This is a genomic window from Catalinimonas alkaloidigena, assembly GCF_900100765.1.
GTDB classification, from domain to species: Bacteria; Bacteroidota; Bacteroidia; order Cytophagales; family Flexibacteraceae; genus Mooreia; species Mooreia alkaloidigena.
This window is the reverse complement of record NZ_FNFO01000001.1, coordinates 85,691-100,140: the sequence shown is the minus strand read 5'-3', so window position 1 is coordinate 100,140 and position 14,450 is coordinate 85,691. Positions and strand designations below refer to the sequence as shown.

General features: G+C 57.6%; 15 protein-coding genes. 3 read left to right on the top strand and 12 right to left on the bottom strand.

The window, feature by feature from the left end; genetic code table 11:
* Position 1: 1 nt before the first annotated feature.
* The 5 genes from BLR44_RS00440 to BLR44_RS00420 are packed head-to-tail and all read right to left on the bottom strand — an operon-like array spanning position 2 to position 5,116.
* Positions 2–772, bottom strand: a complete 771-nt coding sequence (locus BLR44_RS00440) for a TatD family hydrolase (RefSeq protein WP_245705933.1) — start codon at positions 770–772, stop codon at positions 2–4.
* Position 773: 1 nt separating this feature from the next.
* Positions 774–1,844: a glycosyltransferase gene (locus BLR44_RS00435; protein WP_176955838.1), complete on the bottom strand. Its 1,071-nt coding sequence runs from the start codon at positions 1,842–1,844 to the stop codon at positions 774–776.
* Between the two features lie 21 nt (positions 1,845–1,865).
* Entirely contained in the window at positions 1,866–2,477 is a 612-nt protein-coding gene (locus BLR44_RS00430; protein WP_245705932.1) for a polysaccharide deacetylase family protein, read from the bottom strand.
* Between the two features lie 47 nt (positions 2,478–2,524).
* Positions 2,525–3,661 (bottom strand): glycosyltransferase family 4 protein, encoded by a 1,137-nt coding sequence (locus tag BLR44_RS00425; protein WP_089677818.1) that lies wholly within the window; start codon positions 3,659–3,661, stop codon positions 2,525–2,527.
* Between the two features lie 39 nt (positions 3,662–3,700).
* Positions 3,701–5,116, bottom strand: coding sequence for an oligosaccharide flippase family protein (locus BLR44_RS00420; protein ID WP_262482270.1), 1,416 nt, complete (start codon positions 5,114–5,116; stop codon positions 3,701–3,703).
* A gap of 110 nt (positions 5,117–5,226) precedes the next feature.
* Here BLR44_RS00420 and BLR44_RS00415 point away from each other — a divergent pair, with 110 nt between their 5' ends.
* Entirely contained in the window at positions 5,227–6,378 is a 1,152-nt protein-coding gene (locus tag BLR44_RS00415; RefSeq protein WP_089677814.1) for a GumC domain-containing protein, read from the top strand.
* Entirely contained in the window at positions 6,362–7,828 is a 1,467-nt protein-coding gene (locus BLR44_RS00410) for an O-antigen ligase family protein (protein WP_089677811.1), read from the top strand. The genes BLR44_RS00415 and BLR44_RS00410 overlap by 17 nt, the downstream gene beginning before the upstream one ends.
* 18 nt (positions 7,829–7,846) lie before the next feature.
* On the opposite strand, the gene BLR44_RS00405 is transcribed toward BLR44_RS00410, so the two are convergent.
* The 4 genes from BLR44_RS00405 to BLR44_RS00390 form a co-directional block, all read right to left on the bottom strand.
* Complete coding sequence (locus tag BLR44_RS00405) at positions 7,847–9,112, bottom strand: PP2C family protein-serine/threonine phosphatase (RefSeq protein WP_245705931.1); 1,266 nt, start codon at positions 9,110–9,112, stop codon at positions 7,847–7,849.
* Positions 9,113–9,181: 69 nt separating this feature from the next.
* Entirely contained in the window at positions 9,182–9,445 is a 264-nt protein-coding gene (locus BLR44_RS00400) for a hypothetical protein (RefSeq protein ID WP_089677809.1), read from the bottom strand.
* A gap of 59 nt (positions 9,446–9,504) precedes the next feature.
* On the bottom strand, positions 9,505–10,632 hold the full coding sequence (locus tag BLR44_RS00395; protein ID WP_089677806.1) for a glycosyltransferase: 1,128 nt from the start codon (positions 10,630–10,632) through the stop codon (positions 9,505–9,507).
* The gene (locus tag BLR44_RS00390) at positions 10,629–11,621 is read right to left on the bottom strand and encodes a lysylphosphatidylglycerol synthase transmembrane domain-containing protein (RefSeq protein WP_143017043.1); all 993 of its coding nucleotides are present in this window, start codon (positions 11,619–11,621) and stop codon (positions 10,629–10,631) included. The genes BLR44_RS00395 and BLR44_RS00390 overlap by 4 nt, the downstream gene beginning before the upstream one ends.
* Between BLR44_RS00390 and ruvC the strand changes: the two genes are divergently transcribed.
* A complete protein-coding gene (gene ruvC, locus BLR44_RS00385) occupies positions 11,620–12,183 on the top strand; it encodes a crossover junction endodeoxyribonuclease RuvC (RefSeq protein WP_089679029.1) in 564 nt (187 codons plus the stop codon). The two genes, BLR44_RS00390 and ruvC, sit on opposite strands and share 2 nt — an antisense overlap.
* Positions 12,184–12,256: 73 nt before the next feature.
* Here ruvC and BLR44_RS00380 read toward each other — a convergent pair whose 3' ends face one another.
* The 3 genes from BLR44_RS00380 to BLR44_RS00370 all read right to left on the bottom strand — a co-directional run bounded on the left by BLR44_RS00380 (position 12,257) and on the right by BLR44_RS00370 (position 14,449).
* The gene (locus BLR44_RS00380; RefSeq protein ID WP_089677801.1) at positions 12,257–12,661 is read right to left on the bottom strand and encodes an HIT family protein; all 405 of its coding nucleotides are present in this window, start codon (positions 12,659–12,661) and stop codon (positions 12,257–12,259) included.
* Positions 12,662–12,663: 2 nt separating this feature from the next.
* The gene (gene greA, locus BLR44_RS00375; RefSeq protein ID WP_089677799.1) at positions 12,664–13,137 is read right to left on the bottom strand and encodes a transcription elongation factor GreA; all 474 of its coding nucleotides are present in this window, start codon (positions 13,135–13,137) and stop codon (positions 12,664–12,666) included.
* A gap of 247 nt (positions 13,138–13,384) precedes the next feature.
* A complete protein-coding gene (locus BLR44_RS00370; RefSeq protein ID WP_143017042.1) occupies positions 13,385–14,449 on the bottom strand; it encodes a PorV/PorQ family protein in 1,065 nt (354 codons plus the stop codon).
* Position 14,450: the final 1 nt, after the last annotated feature.

Sequence of the window (14,450 nt, the reverse complement as noted above, 5' to 3'; positions counted from 1 at the left end):
ATTACGTTGCATGCACAAAAAGTCGGAGCGCATTTTCCGTGGTGGCCTTTGCAACCGCTTCCAGCGAGGTCTGTTTCAGGTCGGCAATCCGCTGAGCGACCAACGGCACAAAGGCAGGTTCGTTCCGTTTTCCACGGTGCGGAACCGGAGCAAGATACGGGCTGTCGGTTTCTAACACCAAATGTTCGAGTCCAATTTCTGATAAAACGGGCTCCAGGCCGCCGTTTTTGAACGTAGCGACTCCGCCGATGCCCAGCATAAATCCGAGGTCGATGGCGCGGCGGGCTTCGTCGACCGAGCCGGTAAAGCAATGGAAGATGCCCCGCAACCGCTCGTCCTGCAACGGCTCCAGTAACGCTACCGTCCAGGCAAACGACTCGCGGCTGTGGATGACGATGGGCAGGTTGTGCGTTTTGGCCAGTTCCACCTGAATCCGAAAAGCCTCGGCCTGCTGATTCCGGTAGGTCTCGTCCCAGTACAGGTCCGTCCCGATTTCGCCGACCGCCACAAACGGACGGCGGTTCAACCAGGCTTCTACCTCGTAGAGTTCTTTCTCGAAATCGGCCCCCACGTTGCAGGGGTGCAGCCCCATCATGGCAAAACAGTGCTCGGGATACTGCTCTTCCAACGCCAGCATTCCCTCAATCGAGGTATGATCAATGTTGGGCAGATAAAAACGAGTGACGTCCTTTTCCAGCGCGCGTTGCACCACTTCGTCGCGGTCGGCCGCGAATTTCTCGGAATACAGGTGCGTATGTGAATCGACTAACAAATCAGTAAGATCTTCCTTTCCAATCAACCTTGCCCGGCAACAGGGAGCGCAACAGCAGGAGTCCGTACAACGCCGCCGCATACCCTTCGTACAGGAGCAAATACTTTAAAAAATGGACGCGCTTTAGTTGCTTTAACCCTTTTCGAGCAAAAAGCCACACCCCAGCCCAGCGCCCTCCCAGCAGAAGGCACGAAAGTACAGGATAATCGACAAATGCCAACAGGACGGCCGGGTAGGTCAGCAGCTGCACCAACAGGCCTGCTTGCAGCGCCACAGGCAAGGTCAGGCCGCCGCGCATCCAGCGCCGCCGTTGCCGCAGCCACGCCGCCAATGTCGGCATCGGTGCCGACGCCGCGAGCACTTCCGGCTGAAAGAGCACCCGGGTGATATAGCCTAGGTTGCGCACCACGCGAAATAGCGCCAGATCTTCAGTAATGGAAAAAGGAATAGCTTCGTAGCCGCCGGTAGCTTCGTACACGTCTTTCCGGATGATCATGTTGTTGCCGATGGCGGTCTGAGGTTGTCGATGCACGTCCAGCACGCGCAACACCTCCAGCGCCAGCAGCCAGTCGAGTCCCTGCAACCGGCTGAACAGGGTGTCGCCCGTCACCTCCGTAACGCCGGAAACCAACCCGGTTTGCACGTCGCAGGCGGGCACCAGCGCGTGTAACCACTGGCGGGGCACACGAATGTCGGCATCGGTGATGGCCAGCAGCGTTCCGTTGGCCCGCCGCGCCAGTTGCGCCAGCACGTTGGCCTTGCCCTGCGCCTGCCCTACCCTGTCGGTGATCGACACCAGGTGTACCCGCGGCACCCGATTGGCATACGCCTGCACCACGGCGGCGGTGGCATCTTCCGACGCATCATCGCCAATCCAGATTTCCAGGCGATCGGGCGGATACTCTAGGGCCAGCAGGGCATCCAGGCAAGCGGCTATGTTCGGGGCTTCGTTCCGTGCGGCCACCAGCACCGACACATGGGGCACTTCTGCGGACAGATTGGGGGGAGGCGGATCTACGGCGGGTAAGGCACGCCAGAGCCAAAGCAGCGTGCCGGCGCTTCCGAGTAACACGAGCAGAGCCAGGCTTACCACTTACAGGGTTTTGAACTGAAAACCTTTTTCCGAGAAGTGATCGAGCAACCGGGGCAGCACGTAACGCAGGTTTTTTTCGGCCTTGTGGCTGTCGTGAAAAATCACGATCGAGCCGGGGCGGCTGTACTGCAAAGCCTTCTGCAAACAACGCTCCTGCCCCAGACTGGCGTCGTAGTCGGCCGTGAGGACATCCCACATGATGACGCGATACTGCGGACGGACCATCCGGATCTGGTCGCGCGTCACGCGTCCGTACGGTGGGCGGAACAGCCGTCGACCGAGCGGACGGTGCTCAAAATCGTCGCCACCGACGGCCTGCATCACCTCGTCGCACCGTCGGATGTTGTCCAGGTAGTGCTCGTCGTCGGTGCGCCAGCCGTTCAGGTGATGGAAAGTATGGTTGCCTACGGCATGCCCCTTTTGCAGCACACGCCGGAACTCGTCCGGATATTTGCGCACGTTGTCGCCCACGCAGAAAAAGGTGCCTTTCGCATCGTGTTGATCGAGCTGTTCCAACACAAAATCGGTGACGCCCGGAATCGGCCCATCGTCAAAGGTCAGAAACAGTTCCGTCTGTTGGGTAGGCATGTGCCAGGTAAACGACGGGAACATGTATTTAACAAGGCTGTGGGTCTTATGCAGATACATCCCTCAACAATTTAGCGTTCGTTCAATCCACTGGTTCGGCAAAGCGTGGCCCAGAGCTGTTGCGCCGACTGGTTCCAACTGAAACGGCGCACGTTGGCCAGGCCCGCGCGCCGTAACTGAGCGGCCAGTGCGGGCTCCTGTGCCAGCCGCGTCAGCGCCGCGGCAATGGCCTCGGGCTGAAACGGATCGACCAACAGCGCCGCCTCGCCCGCGACTTCGGGCAGCGACGAAACGTCCGAAGTAACCACCGGGCAGCCGCATTGCTGGGCTTCGATCACCGGAATGCCAAAGCCTTCGAAGTAAGGCACGTACGCCAGTGCTTCGGCCGCGCCGTAGAGCCGGGGCAGGTCTGTCTGTGCCACTCGTCCCAGAAAGACGACGTCTTCCTGAAAAGCGAGGCTTTGCCACGTCTGAAAAATTTCGTCGGTGTGCCAGCCTTTGCGTCCGGCGATTAACAACCGAACGGGGCGATCGGTTCGCTGACGGAACAAGTCGTAGGCGCGCAGCAGATTGATCAGGTTTTTGCGGGGGTGAATGGCCCCGACAAACAGAAAGTAGGGCTTCCCCTCGCTGAACTGCGCCCGCACGCGCCCTTGCTCGGACTCCGGCAACGGACTGAATTCTTCGTTCACGCCGTTATACACCACGTCGATTTTTTCCGGTGCCACGCCGTACTGCCGCACAAGATCGTCCTTCGTGTAGCCCGACACCGCAGCAATGCGCTGCGCCTTGTGTGCGTAGCGGGGCATAAAGTAATGGTAATACTTCCGAACGAGACGCCCCATGTCCTGAGGATAATGTTCGAAGGCCAGGTCGTGCACCACCAGCACGGTCGGAACGGAGGTCTGCAACGACAGGAAATTGTCGGTCGAGAGAAAAACGTCGGCCTGTTCCTGTTGCAACACACGCGGCACACTCTGCTCAAACCACCACCAGAACAGCACCGGATGGCGGGCGGGCGGATAGACGACCCGCGCGGTAACGTTCGGGGCCATCAGATAGGCGGGATCGAACGGACGATCGAATAGAAATACAAAATCGTGCTCCGGATGATCGGCCACCATCCGCCGTAACGTTTCGTACGTAAATCGACCAATGCCTTCCAGTTGGTCTTTCAATAAAAAACGGGTATTGACCGCGATTTTCAAGAGCTAGCCGCAGATGTTCGGGCCAAAGGTAAAGAACGGTTACGAACTACGGACCACCGTATCCAGACGCCGAAAGAGTCCCAGTCCCCAGGCACTTCCCAGCAAGGCGACGCCGGCCAGCGTGCTGGTCAGAAACCAGGGCCAGGCGGTCAGCGACTCTGTCAGCCAGAACACGCCGTAACTTACGCCCCCACTCAACGTCAGTTTGCCCAGCACTCCGTAAGGCGGCCGCTGGGGCAGATACCGGTGAACCAGCCACATGTACCCCAGGCAGATCGCCACCAGACTTACAACCGATGCCCAGGCCGCCGCGAGGGCGCCGTAGCGGGGAATGAACAGGAAGTTGAGCACGACGTTGATCACGACCCCTACCAGAAATAGCCAGCTGACGTGCCGCTCGTAGCCCGTCGCCGCCAGCAGCGTACTGTAATTGGCAAACACACCCTGCAGCATGGCGGTGCTCAGCAGCACTTGCAGGCAAGAGGTCATCAGGTCGATTTCGGCCGCGCTGCTCTGGTCGAACAACACAAAGAAGAGCTCGCCGTGAAAGAGGGAAAACAGAAAGACGAACCACATGGGCAAGGCTCCGATAACGTGCCCCGCCGTAAACAGGTGCTGCTGCTCGTCGGGTTCGTGGCGATGGTACACGTACTTGGCGAAAAAGATCGGCATGACCGTCCACAGAAACATCATGCTGGCATCGACCCACCGGAACGCCCCCGCGTACAGGCCCGCTTGCGCATCGCCCGCCAGGCGTTCGAGCATTACCTGATCGGTGCGGGTGTTGATCGTGAGCAACAGGGTGTAAATCGCAAACGGCAGGCTGTGGCGTAGCATCGTACGCGCGGCTTCTGTATTCCACCGAAAACGCAGCCGCCGTGCGCCGGCCCGGCCCTGCATCCGTCCGATAATGGCGAAAAACACCGCAAAGGCCAACACCGCCGATACCAGCCGAATGTAGATGAAACGTTCGAGGGTAATAGCCTGCACGAACAGAAACCCACTTACCACGACCAACAGCGCCATACGGTCTGCAATAGAAGCAACGGCATCGACGTTAAACTGCTGGCGTGCCTGCAGGTAGGCCCGCAGAAAGTTCAGCAGTTGGATAAATCCCTGCGCCACCGTGAGCAATAGTAGCCAGCCCAGGGCATCCGGCCCGTACCCAAGCGCTACGCCAATGCCCACGACCAGCAGTGGATACAGTACCGTCAGGATGGCCTTTAGCGTAAAGCCCTGGTCGAATATGGCTTGCACAGTATGCTCGTCGTGCGCCAGCGACTTGGTGATGTGCTGCGTCAGGCCCAGGTCCGAAAAGCTCAGCAGCATCAGCCCGAGCGAGTACAGGGCCGCGTACAGACCAAAGGCCTCGTGCCCCACCTGATTCTGAATTTCCTGCTCGGTAAAAATCCAGGCCGGTTTAATCAGCAGGTTCAGCAGAACAACGATTCCGATATTTTGAAGTAAGCGCTTGATAACGAGCGAGCAACTTTAGGCGCCAAAAATAGAGAGAGAATCCTGGTTACGTTCGAAAATGAGTAGCTTTGCACGATTAACTTAGATCAATGCCAGCTCAAAGTTCTAATCTTATTGAACTGGTGCACCTCCTGAAGCGCTGGAGAAAGCACCTGATCATCATCACCGGACTAGCTGCCTTGGGTAGCCTCGCGTACGTGCTTCTGCTGCCCAACTATTACCGTTCGCGGGCGTCGTTCATTCCTTATTCGGCCCAGTCGCTTGATCCGCGCTCGCTTGCGTCGGAAGATCCGGAATACATTTTCGGTGATTCGCGCGACCTGGACCGCACTATGGCCATCGGCACCTCGGCTGAGATGTTCGATTCTCTCATTCAGCAGTTCGACCTCTACCAGCACTACAAAATCAATGCGGACGATCCGCTGAAGCGTTTCCGTGCCTTTCAGCGCCTGAGCAAGCACCTGGCGATTGAAACCACCGAGCGCGACGCCGTAGCCGTGACGGTCGAGGATACCGACCGGGAGCTGGCCGCCCGCATGGCCAATGCTGTGGTCGACAACATCAACGCGTTTTACCGCAAAGCACTGTACCAGAAAGAGTCCGACATTGTCAATACGCTGAAGGAAAGCATGGCCATCCGCCAGAGCCTGATCGACAGCCTGCAAAAGGAAGTAGCCCAGGTTCGGAAAACGTACGGCATTTTTTATGACGAGGCCACTTCGGAAAGCAGCCAGGGCGCCATTCTGACCTCCGAGCTCACGCGTACGTACCTGCGCCTGGAAGACGAGCGTGCCCGACTGAAGGTTTATCAAAAATCGTACTCTCCGCGCGATACCATCGTGATCAACACCCGCGCCCGCATCGAAGGTTACGAGGCCAAGCTGCAACAGGCATCTCAGCCACATCCGCTGCTCGGCAACCTCCAGTCCTACGCCGAAGGGTCGGATCAGATTCGCCAGCTCAGCGAGGCACTTTTCACTACCTCGGAGCAGATGACATATCTGCGCATCCGGTACCAACAGGCCAAAGCGTTTGCCGATCAGACCAAGCGCCTCTCTACGGTGTACGTGATCGAAAACGCGGTGCCTGCCGACAAAAAACACCGCCCGCTGCGTTCGCTGCTGGTCATCGGGATCACGTTCGCCGCGTTTCTTTTTTCCGTCATGGCAATTTTGGTCATCCACTATTACCAGAACGAGATTGCCGCCCTCCGGCGACCCGAACATGCTAAAAATCGGTAGACCGGTCCCGCAGGGAAGCGTTTCGCCCCCTGTCCAGCTCTTGCTGTTCTACACGTTTGGGCTGTTGACCCTCGGTTCTCTGGGCGTGGCGCTTCGGTTCGAACAACCAGCCTTTGCCCTACTGCCCGTGGCGCTGCTGAGCGTGGCGTTCGTCCTGTTCGACACGCGGCTAATCTACCTGACGTATCTGGTCACCATTGTCTGTTCCATCCAACTGGAGATCGGCAGCTTTACGACCGATGCGCCCGTCGAGCCCCTGATGGTGGTGCTGATGGGCGTGGTCATCGCGTCGTTTCTGCTGTACCGCGACTACGACTCAGCTTTTATTCGCCACCCGTACGTTGTGCTGCTGCTGTTCTACCTGGCCATTCTGCCCCTTAACCTGGCCTTTTCGGTCGATACGTTCCTGTCCATCAAGTATTACCTGGCCAAGCTCTGGTACATCGCGGCGGGCGTCTTTGCCACAGGCTACTTCATTCGCAACTTCCGCGACATCCGCCAGTGGTTCTGGCTTTTGTTCGTTCCACTGTTTTTGTGGGCGGGCTGGATTGTGGTGAAACACGCCCTGGAAAAGTTCAGTTTTGAGGCGGCAAACCTCATTGCCCGCCCCCTTTTTTACAACCACGTTATCTGGTCGACCTTTCTGGCTCTGTTCATTCCGGTGACGTTCTTCGCCAGAACGTGGTACCCTAAAGGCTCGTGGCAGCGCCGGTTGATCGGCGCGGGGGTCCTGCTGTTTTTGTTGACCATTATTCTTTCCTACACCCGGGCAAGCTGGCTGGCCGTTGTAACGATGGCGCTGTTTTACTGGGTGGTGCGCTGGCGCCTAACGCAACTTGCCATGGTGGGACTGACGTTTGCCACCATCGCGGGCCTTGGGTTTATGATCAGCAGCAACCGTTACCTGGATTACGCTCCAGAGTACGAACGCACCATTTTCCACCAGGGCGACCTTGCCAAACACCTGGAGGCAACTTATTCGCTAGAGGATGTTTCGGGTATGGAGCGGGTGTACCGGTGGGTAGCGGGGGTACGGATGTTTCAGGAACGTCCCATTCTGGGCTTCGGACCCAACACCTTTTACCCGGATTACAAGCGATTTGTCGTCAACCGGTTTCGTACCTACGTGAGCGATAATCCGGAGCATTCTACCACGCACAACTACTTTCTGATGCTGCTGTGCGAACAGGGCATTGTCGGCTTCACGTTTTTCTCGGCGCTGTGCATCGTGGTGTTGCTACGCACCACACGTGTCTACCATCAACTGACCTCGCCCAACCTGAAGGCGGCCCTGATGGGGTGTATCCTGGGCTTTGTCTCCATTCTGTTTCACCTGTTGCTCAACGACCTGATCGAGACCAACAACATCGGCAGTATGTTCTACATTTTTATTGCCCTGATGATCCGCATCGAGCTGATGGGACGCCGTTCCGCTTCGCCGGTGTCGTGATTCGCTGCGACTATGAGGTTACGGTCCCGCGTGGGTGACCGTCACGGAAGGCTCTTCGGCTAACCGAAGGCGCGCGGACAGCAGCGTCACGTCGTCGCTGTAAGCAACCCCGCCCCGAAACTGATCCAGCTCCGCCATCAGGTGCCGATGCAGTCCCTCCAGGGGTTGGTCGCGGTGCAGCAGCAATAGATCCAGCAGGCGTTCCATCCCGAACTGTTCCTGGTCCTGGTTGAACGTTTCGGTGACGCCGTCGGTGTAAGCAAACAGCAGGCTATCGCACATCGGCAGGGTTTCCTGCTGCACAAAAGGCAGCGTCTCGAAAATGCCGAGGACGGTGGTGCCGCTTTCCAGCAACTGGTACGAGCCGTCGGTTTTTACCAGTACCGGCGGGTTGTGACCGGCGTTCACGTAGGTCAGGGTCTTTGCCGAACGATCGCAAAGCGCACCGAAAAAAGTGATGAAGTTTTCGCCGTTGCTGTTTTCCCGAATCTGATGGTTTAGCTCTTTGACGATCCGCACCAGATCGGTGGTCTGGCGTGCCAGCGTACGGAGCGAGGCCTGAAAATTAGACATGAGCAGCGCCGCCGGAATGCCTTTGCCCGATACGTCGGCCACGCACATCAGAAAGCGATCGTTGGTCAGGTCGATGCAATCGTAGTAATCCCCCCCGACCGAGTGGTGGGGCCAGTAATCGGCTTTTAAGCTCAGGAAATCGGAATTAGGCAACGATTTGGGAAAGAGCAGATTTTGCACGCGCTGGGCGATCTGCATTTCGCGGCGCAGCGCTTCCTGTTCGATCCGGTAGCGCACCAGCCGTTTGTTTTCTACGGCGACCAACAGAATGTTGCTCAGCGTCTGGATGAACGAGAGTGAATCGGATGCCAAAGGCTCACCCTTTTTCTCACCGACCAGCACAAACGCCCGCACCATGCCTTCCAGTTGGACCGGCACCACAAAATCGAACGCGTGGTAGGGAGCAAGGGCGGCTTCTTCCTGCACCCGGGCCACGGAAGTAAGTTCGCTCAGTTCTTTGGTGACGCAATCGGGCAGGTTTTCTTTCCCGATGCCGAAATGCACCTTGCAGCTCCACTCCCGCTCGCGCACGTACAGGGCCAACCGTTCAATGCCCAGATTCGCCCGTAAGGTGAACTGAAAGATCTTGTAAAGCGATTCTTCAGGCACTTCTTCGTTGATGGCCTGCGTAATTTCCAGCAGCGAGTTGAGTTCCAGCTGCTTAAGTCGGTAGCGAAAATCAGGATGTTCCAGAATGGCAGTGTTAAGCATACTAGATTAAAAAGTTAAGAAATGGTGTCGTTCTTCCCATCTCACGTATTCGTTAAACTTCTCTCTTGATTAATGCCCCATGCCATGATGCGCCAGCAGGCCTTCTTTCGTGGCTAGAAAGAAAGACGCAGAGAATTCGTCACCGCGTTGTGGCGCAGTTGCTTTTTCTCGCTCATGTTCGGGCGACGGAACACTACGAACCCACCCACGTCCGATCATGTCTTTCAACACATCGGTCAGTTGCTTTTCGTCACATTCAAGACGCGTACAAAGATTTCGGAAGGAAGTTACAAAATGTAGTTCCTCCATCACATCGAAAGCCAGTTCTTCCATGCTTTCTTCTTCGAGAAGCCAACAAAGCTAGTTAATAACCGCTGGGATTCCCACGTTGTTCACCGAACGAACCTACCCTTCCAGCGATAAGTCTTTTGTAAATTCCCCAGTACCCCAAATAACACAACGTAGGGACTATATGCAAGCTGTAAACCCAAAAAAACGAACCAGCGAAAAGGTTTACCGAGGTCGCGCACAACGCGATGCAGGTAGAGCGCCTCTACGGCCGCTTTTATGCCCCACGCCAGCCCGACAGTCGCCCAGTCCATCGCGCCGGCGAACGCCGCTCCCAAGCTGCCGAGCATCAGCAGATGCACGCTGAAGATGAAGACGGCCAGTAACCGAGGGCGTACGTCGCGGTAAGTCTGCCACTTGCTCGCCCAGCGGCGGCGCTGCTGCACAAACTCTTGCAACCGGGCGTGGGGGCGGGTCTGCACGACCGCGGCCGGGGTTTTCAGAAACAGAAGACGGTTCTGTGTAGCGCGGGCAATTTTGTGCATGAGCAACTCGTCGTCGCCCGAAGCAAGGTGGTCCGTTCCGGCGAAGCCCCCCACCCGTTCGAAAGCCGCCCGCTCGTACGCCAAGTTCGCGCCGTTGCACATGTTTGGCGCTCCGGCCTGCATCGAAGCTCCTCCGGCACCGACCAGGCTCGCAAACTCGATCACCTGCATCTGTTCGAACAAGGTCTTCGCTCCCAGAAATGTGACGGGCGCACTAATTAAGGCCGGGCGCTCGGCTTCGTAGGCCGTGGCGATGGCTCGCAACCAGTTCGGCCCTACCCGGCAGTCGCCATCCGTGGTGACGACCAGCGTGCCAATACTGCGGGAAATGCCTTCGGCCAAGGCCCGCTTTTTATACGCCACCACGCCGTCCAGCGGCGCGAGGCGGTGGCAGTGCAACGCATAGCGGGCATGTTGAGCAAAGCGTCTGACCAATTCGCCGGTGCCGTCGTTCGACGCATCGTCCATCACGACCACTTCAAAATGCGGATACGTTTGCCGATCCAGGTCTTGCAGCAGCGCCACAATGTTGTCGGCTTCGTTGCGGACGGGAATGATGACAGAAAGGCGAGTTGTGGGAGGGGCCTGCGCCGTTGGGGGTCGCTCCGGAATTTGCCGCCAATGGTAATACAGAAGCAACGTCAGGGCAACGTATAGTGCCAATACTCCAAACACCAGTGCAGTCATCGGGCAGTACTCCAGCGGGCGCGCCAGCTTAAACCGGCACCCAACAGAGCCGGAAACGCCACGTTGATACACCAGAGACCGATTCCGGCCGCCACTACCGGAGCCGCTTCGATGCCCCAGTAGCTAAAGAAAAAGGCGGTGGTCGCTTCGCGCAGGCCCAGTCCACCCCACCAACTCAGGAAAGGCAACAGCGTTTTCACCAGAAAATAAAAGGCTACGCCGCCCAGCAGAATGCCCACCGTGGCGAACGAAATCGGCGCTTCTGCCGCACCGGGCAACGTGGCGTGGGGCATCACGCCGAAGGCCAGCAGCATCAATACAAATTGTAGGCTAAACACCGCGTAACGCGCCAGCGCCAACAGGCTGATCTCGGCCAGTTCGGTTCGGGACCAGCGCGTCAGTTGCACGAGTGCTTCGCGCACGGGAGCTGAAAGTCGCTGTAGCGCATACCCCGCCGCCAACGCGGTTCCCAGCACGGCCAAGCTCCCCAACAGTAAGGTCACTGGCGATACCGCCACCGCTGGCAGTTGCCACCCTGCCCGCGCCACCAGCATTGCGGCCCCGACACTCCCCGCCAGCACTGCCACACTGGCCTGCAACACGTTGCCGAGCATCAGCGGCACCACCGCATAGAAGCGTTGCTTCGAGCCGAGCTGCACCGTACGCCCCAGGTAATCGCCGAGTCCCGGCAGGCTGGCCACATCGGCCGCCAATCCACTCAGGACCGACCGCAGGGCGGTGCGCCAGTCCAGCGATTCGATGCGCCGCACCAATCGTTGCCATTTCAGGGCTTCCAGGCCCCAGTTGAGCGGCACCATCGCCAGCGCCGGAACCCAAAAACGCGGTTGCGGGGCCAGTTGCCACGCCGCTTCCATGGGTTGTGTCGCCAGCCGGTAGGCGAGTCCGCCCAATAGGCCGATGCACCAAACCACCGGAAACCAGCGTTGCAGGACTTTGACGGGCTTGCTTATCTTGTACCTTTGTAACATGGAGGCCACTGTGGACGGCAAAATTATTCTGGGCATTGACCCAGGCACAAATGTGATGGGGTATGGGCTAATTCAGGTGGTGGGTTCCCAGCCGGTTCTGTTGCAATACGGCGTTATTCACCTGCACAAGTACCCCAACCACGCAATAAAGCTAAAGAAAATCTTCGAGCGCGTGACGCAACTCATCGAGGAGTACCTGCCCGACGAAATGGCCGTGGAAGCACCGTTTTTTGGCAAGAACGTACAGTCGATGCTCAAGCTGGGCCGCGCACAGGGCGTAGCATTAGCGGCGGCACTAGCGCGCGAAATCCCGGTGATGGAATACGCTCCGCGCAAGATCAAACAGGCCGTGACCGGCAACGGCAACGCCTCCAAAGAACAGGTAGCCGCCATGCTCCAGGTTATCCTGAACTTCAAGCACGACAAGGACAAAATGCTCGACGCGACCGATGCCCTCGCCGCAGCAGTGTGCCATCACCAGCAAAGTGGCGGATTGCGGCTCAGCAGCAAATCCGGAGGGTGGGGCGACTTCCTGAAGAACAATCCTGATCGTATCCGGTAACTTCTTGCTGTCACAAAAAAAGCCGCTCTGCGTTAACAGAACGGCTTTTCCTAAAAAGGTGGTCGCGAACCGCTCAGGCGTGTTGCGCGTAATGCTGTCGGATTTTTTCGGCGATGCGTGCCAGCTCGTCCGACGCCATGTTCATTTTTGGTTTGGCAAAGTTCAGGTCGTCTACCTGCTGCATCGGCACCAGGTGCACGTGCACGTGCGGTACTTCCAGTCCGATCACCGCAATGCCGACCCGCTTGCAGGGCACGGCCTGCTGCACCGAAGGCGCCAGTTGGTGGCAAAACTGCATCAACGCCGCATAGGCGTCGGACTCCATATCGAAAATGTAGTCGATCTCTTGTTTCGGTACCACGAGCGTGTGCCCCGGGGCCACCGGATTAATGTCGAGGAAAGCGAAGTGGTGTTCGTCCTCGGCCACGCGGTGGCTTGGCAATTCTCCGTTGATGATACGCGTGAAAATCGTAGCCATGCTTAGCGGGTAATTTCCAGCACTTCGAACTCCAGCGAACCGGCAGGCACCTTGATTTCCGTCTTATCGCCCACTTCTTTGCCCAACAACCCTTTCCCGATAGGCGACTGAACCGAAATTTTGCCTTGCTTCAGGTTCGCTTCTTCTTCCGATACCAATGTATACGTAACCGTCGCGCCGTTTTTGATGTTGCGGATTTTCACGGTCGACAGGATCGACACTTTGGAAAGGTCGACATTCGATTCGTCCAATACGCGCGCATTGGAAACGACTTCTTCCAGCTTCGAAATTTTCAACTCCAGAAGGCCTTGTGCGTCTTTGGCGGCATCGTACTCGGCATTCTCACTCAGATCACCCTTGTCACGGGCTTCGGCGATTTGTCGGGCTATGTCCGCACGTCCTTTCGACTTCAATTCGGTCAGTTCGTTCTTTAACCGATTTAGCCCCTCTTCGGTGTAATAGGTTACTTTCGCCATAACGATTTATAAATTTACTTTGCTCTAATGGTTTGGATGAGAATAACAAAAAAGAACGGTTAGCGAAACCGTTCTTTCCAACTTGGGTATCAAGAAAAGTTTTGAATGAATGCTTTTCTGAGCGCCACACTCGCTTTAAAAATTTAACTGAGCGTCTGTTTAAGGCGTGTGGCTTCCGACAAATGTAACTTATTTGTCCAAAATCGCAAATTTCTCCTGCGCTTGATTTGCGGGAAAATTCGCGCTCCTAAAGGCTCAAACGAAGGGCAATGGCGTGGTTTCCGCTGAAGAAATCGGTGGGCTGATACGAGTAATCTACCCCGAACCGCCGCGCCTTGTTGCCGCTGGCATCGGCCTTCCCGAAAGGCACCTGGAGCGTCCCTCCGGCGGCGGGTCCCATCATGACGTTGAAGTCGTTGCCCGGCCCCTGAAACGCCCCCCGCTGGTAGTTGAACCCACCGCGCACCATGAAGTATTCCATGAAGGCGTACTCGACGCCGACCTGGTATTCGTCGCTGGTGAACGAGTTGGACTGAAAATTACCGGCGGCGGTCAGGCGATGGTTCAGACCCAGCTCAAAGTCGTATGAGAGGCCGATGTTGAGCAAGGCGGGCATTTCGAACGATTCGGAACGGCGGTCGGCGGCGGCCAGGAAGTTCTGGCCCGTGCCGGGTTGCGCCCGGAACACCAGCCCGTTGCCGCTGTAACGCATTTTGGGCCCCACGTTGCGCAGTGCCACCCCAAACTTGAACTGGTTGCGCTCGCCGGTCTGGTACTGAATGCCCGCGTCGAACGCGACGCCGACGGCACTGACGTTGCTGATCGATTCGGAGATGACCCGGACCAGGATGCCACCCGAAATCCGATCCGAAAAGATTTTGGAATAGCTCACCCCGATGTTGAAAAACTGGGGGAGAAACGTACTGCCCGTTCCATCGGGGTTCTGCACCGTGGTTTCTTCGATTTCGCCCCAGTTCATGGCCGTCAGGCTCAGGCCCAACGCGCCCGAGTCGCCGACGCGCTGCGCCAGGCCAATGCTGTACAGGCTGATGCCCGAACCGGACAGGTAGCGTGTGTTGCTCAGCATCAGGTCGGTTTTCTGGATACGCGCCAGCCCCCCGATGTTCAGGTTCATGGCTTCTACCCCATGCGCCCCCGACGTATAGACGCCCGCCCAGCCGGTGCTTCGCGCCCACGGGTTGATGAGCAGCTCCGTCGCGCCGGCCTGCCCGCCCTTTTCTTCGTTTCCGGCATGCACCTTCGGAATCAGTCCGAGGACCAGCCCCAGCGCAACGGGTAACAATCTCTTCATA

Bases quoted from the DNA above. Each gene is read 5' to 3' on its own strand.
- BLR44_RS00430 (WP_245705932.1), bottom strand. From the start codon at position 2,477: ATGTTCCCGTCGTTTACCTGGCACATGCCTACCCAACAGACGGAACTG.
- BLR44_RS00415 (WP_089677814.1), top strand. From the start codon at position 5,227: ATGCCAGCTCAAAGTTCTAATCTTATTGAACTGGTGCACCTCCTGAAG.
- BLR44_RS00410 (WP_089677811.1), top strand. From the start codon at position 6,362: ATGCTAAAAATCGGTAGACCGGTCCCGCAGGGAAGCGTTTCGCCCCCT.
- BLR44_RS00405 (WP_245705931.1), bottom strand. From the start codon at position 9,112: ATGCTTAACACTGCCATTCTGGAACATCCTGATTTTCGCTACCGACTT.
- BLR44_RS00400 (WP_089677809.1), bottom strand. From the start codon at position 9,445: ATGGAAGAACTGGCTTTCGATGTGATGGAGGAACTACATTTTGTAACT.
- BLR44_RS00395 (WP_089677806.1), bottom strand. From the start codon at position 10,632: ATGACTGCACTGGTGTTTGGAGTATTGGCACTATACGTTGCCCTGACG.
- ruvC (WP_089679029.1), top strand. From the start codon at position 11,620: ATGGAGGCCACTGTGGACGGCAAAATTATTCTGGGCATTGACCCAGGC.
- BLR44_RS00390 (WP_143017043.1), bottom strand. From the start codon at position 11,621: ATGTTACAAAGGTACAAGATAAGCAAGCCCGTCAAAGTCCTGCAACGC.
- BLR44_RS00380 (WP_089677801.1), bottom strand. From the start codon at position 12,661: ATGGCTACGATTTTCACGCGTATCATCAACGGAGAATTGCCAAGCCAC.
- greA (WP_089677799.1), bottom strand. From the start codon at position 13,137: ATGGCGAAAGTAACCTATTACACCGAAGAGGGGCTAAATCGGTTAAAG.
- BLR44_RS00370 (WP_143017042.1), bottom strand. From the start codon at position 14,449: ATGAAGAGATTGTTACCCGTTGCGCTGGGGCTGGTCCTCGGACTGATT.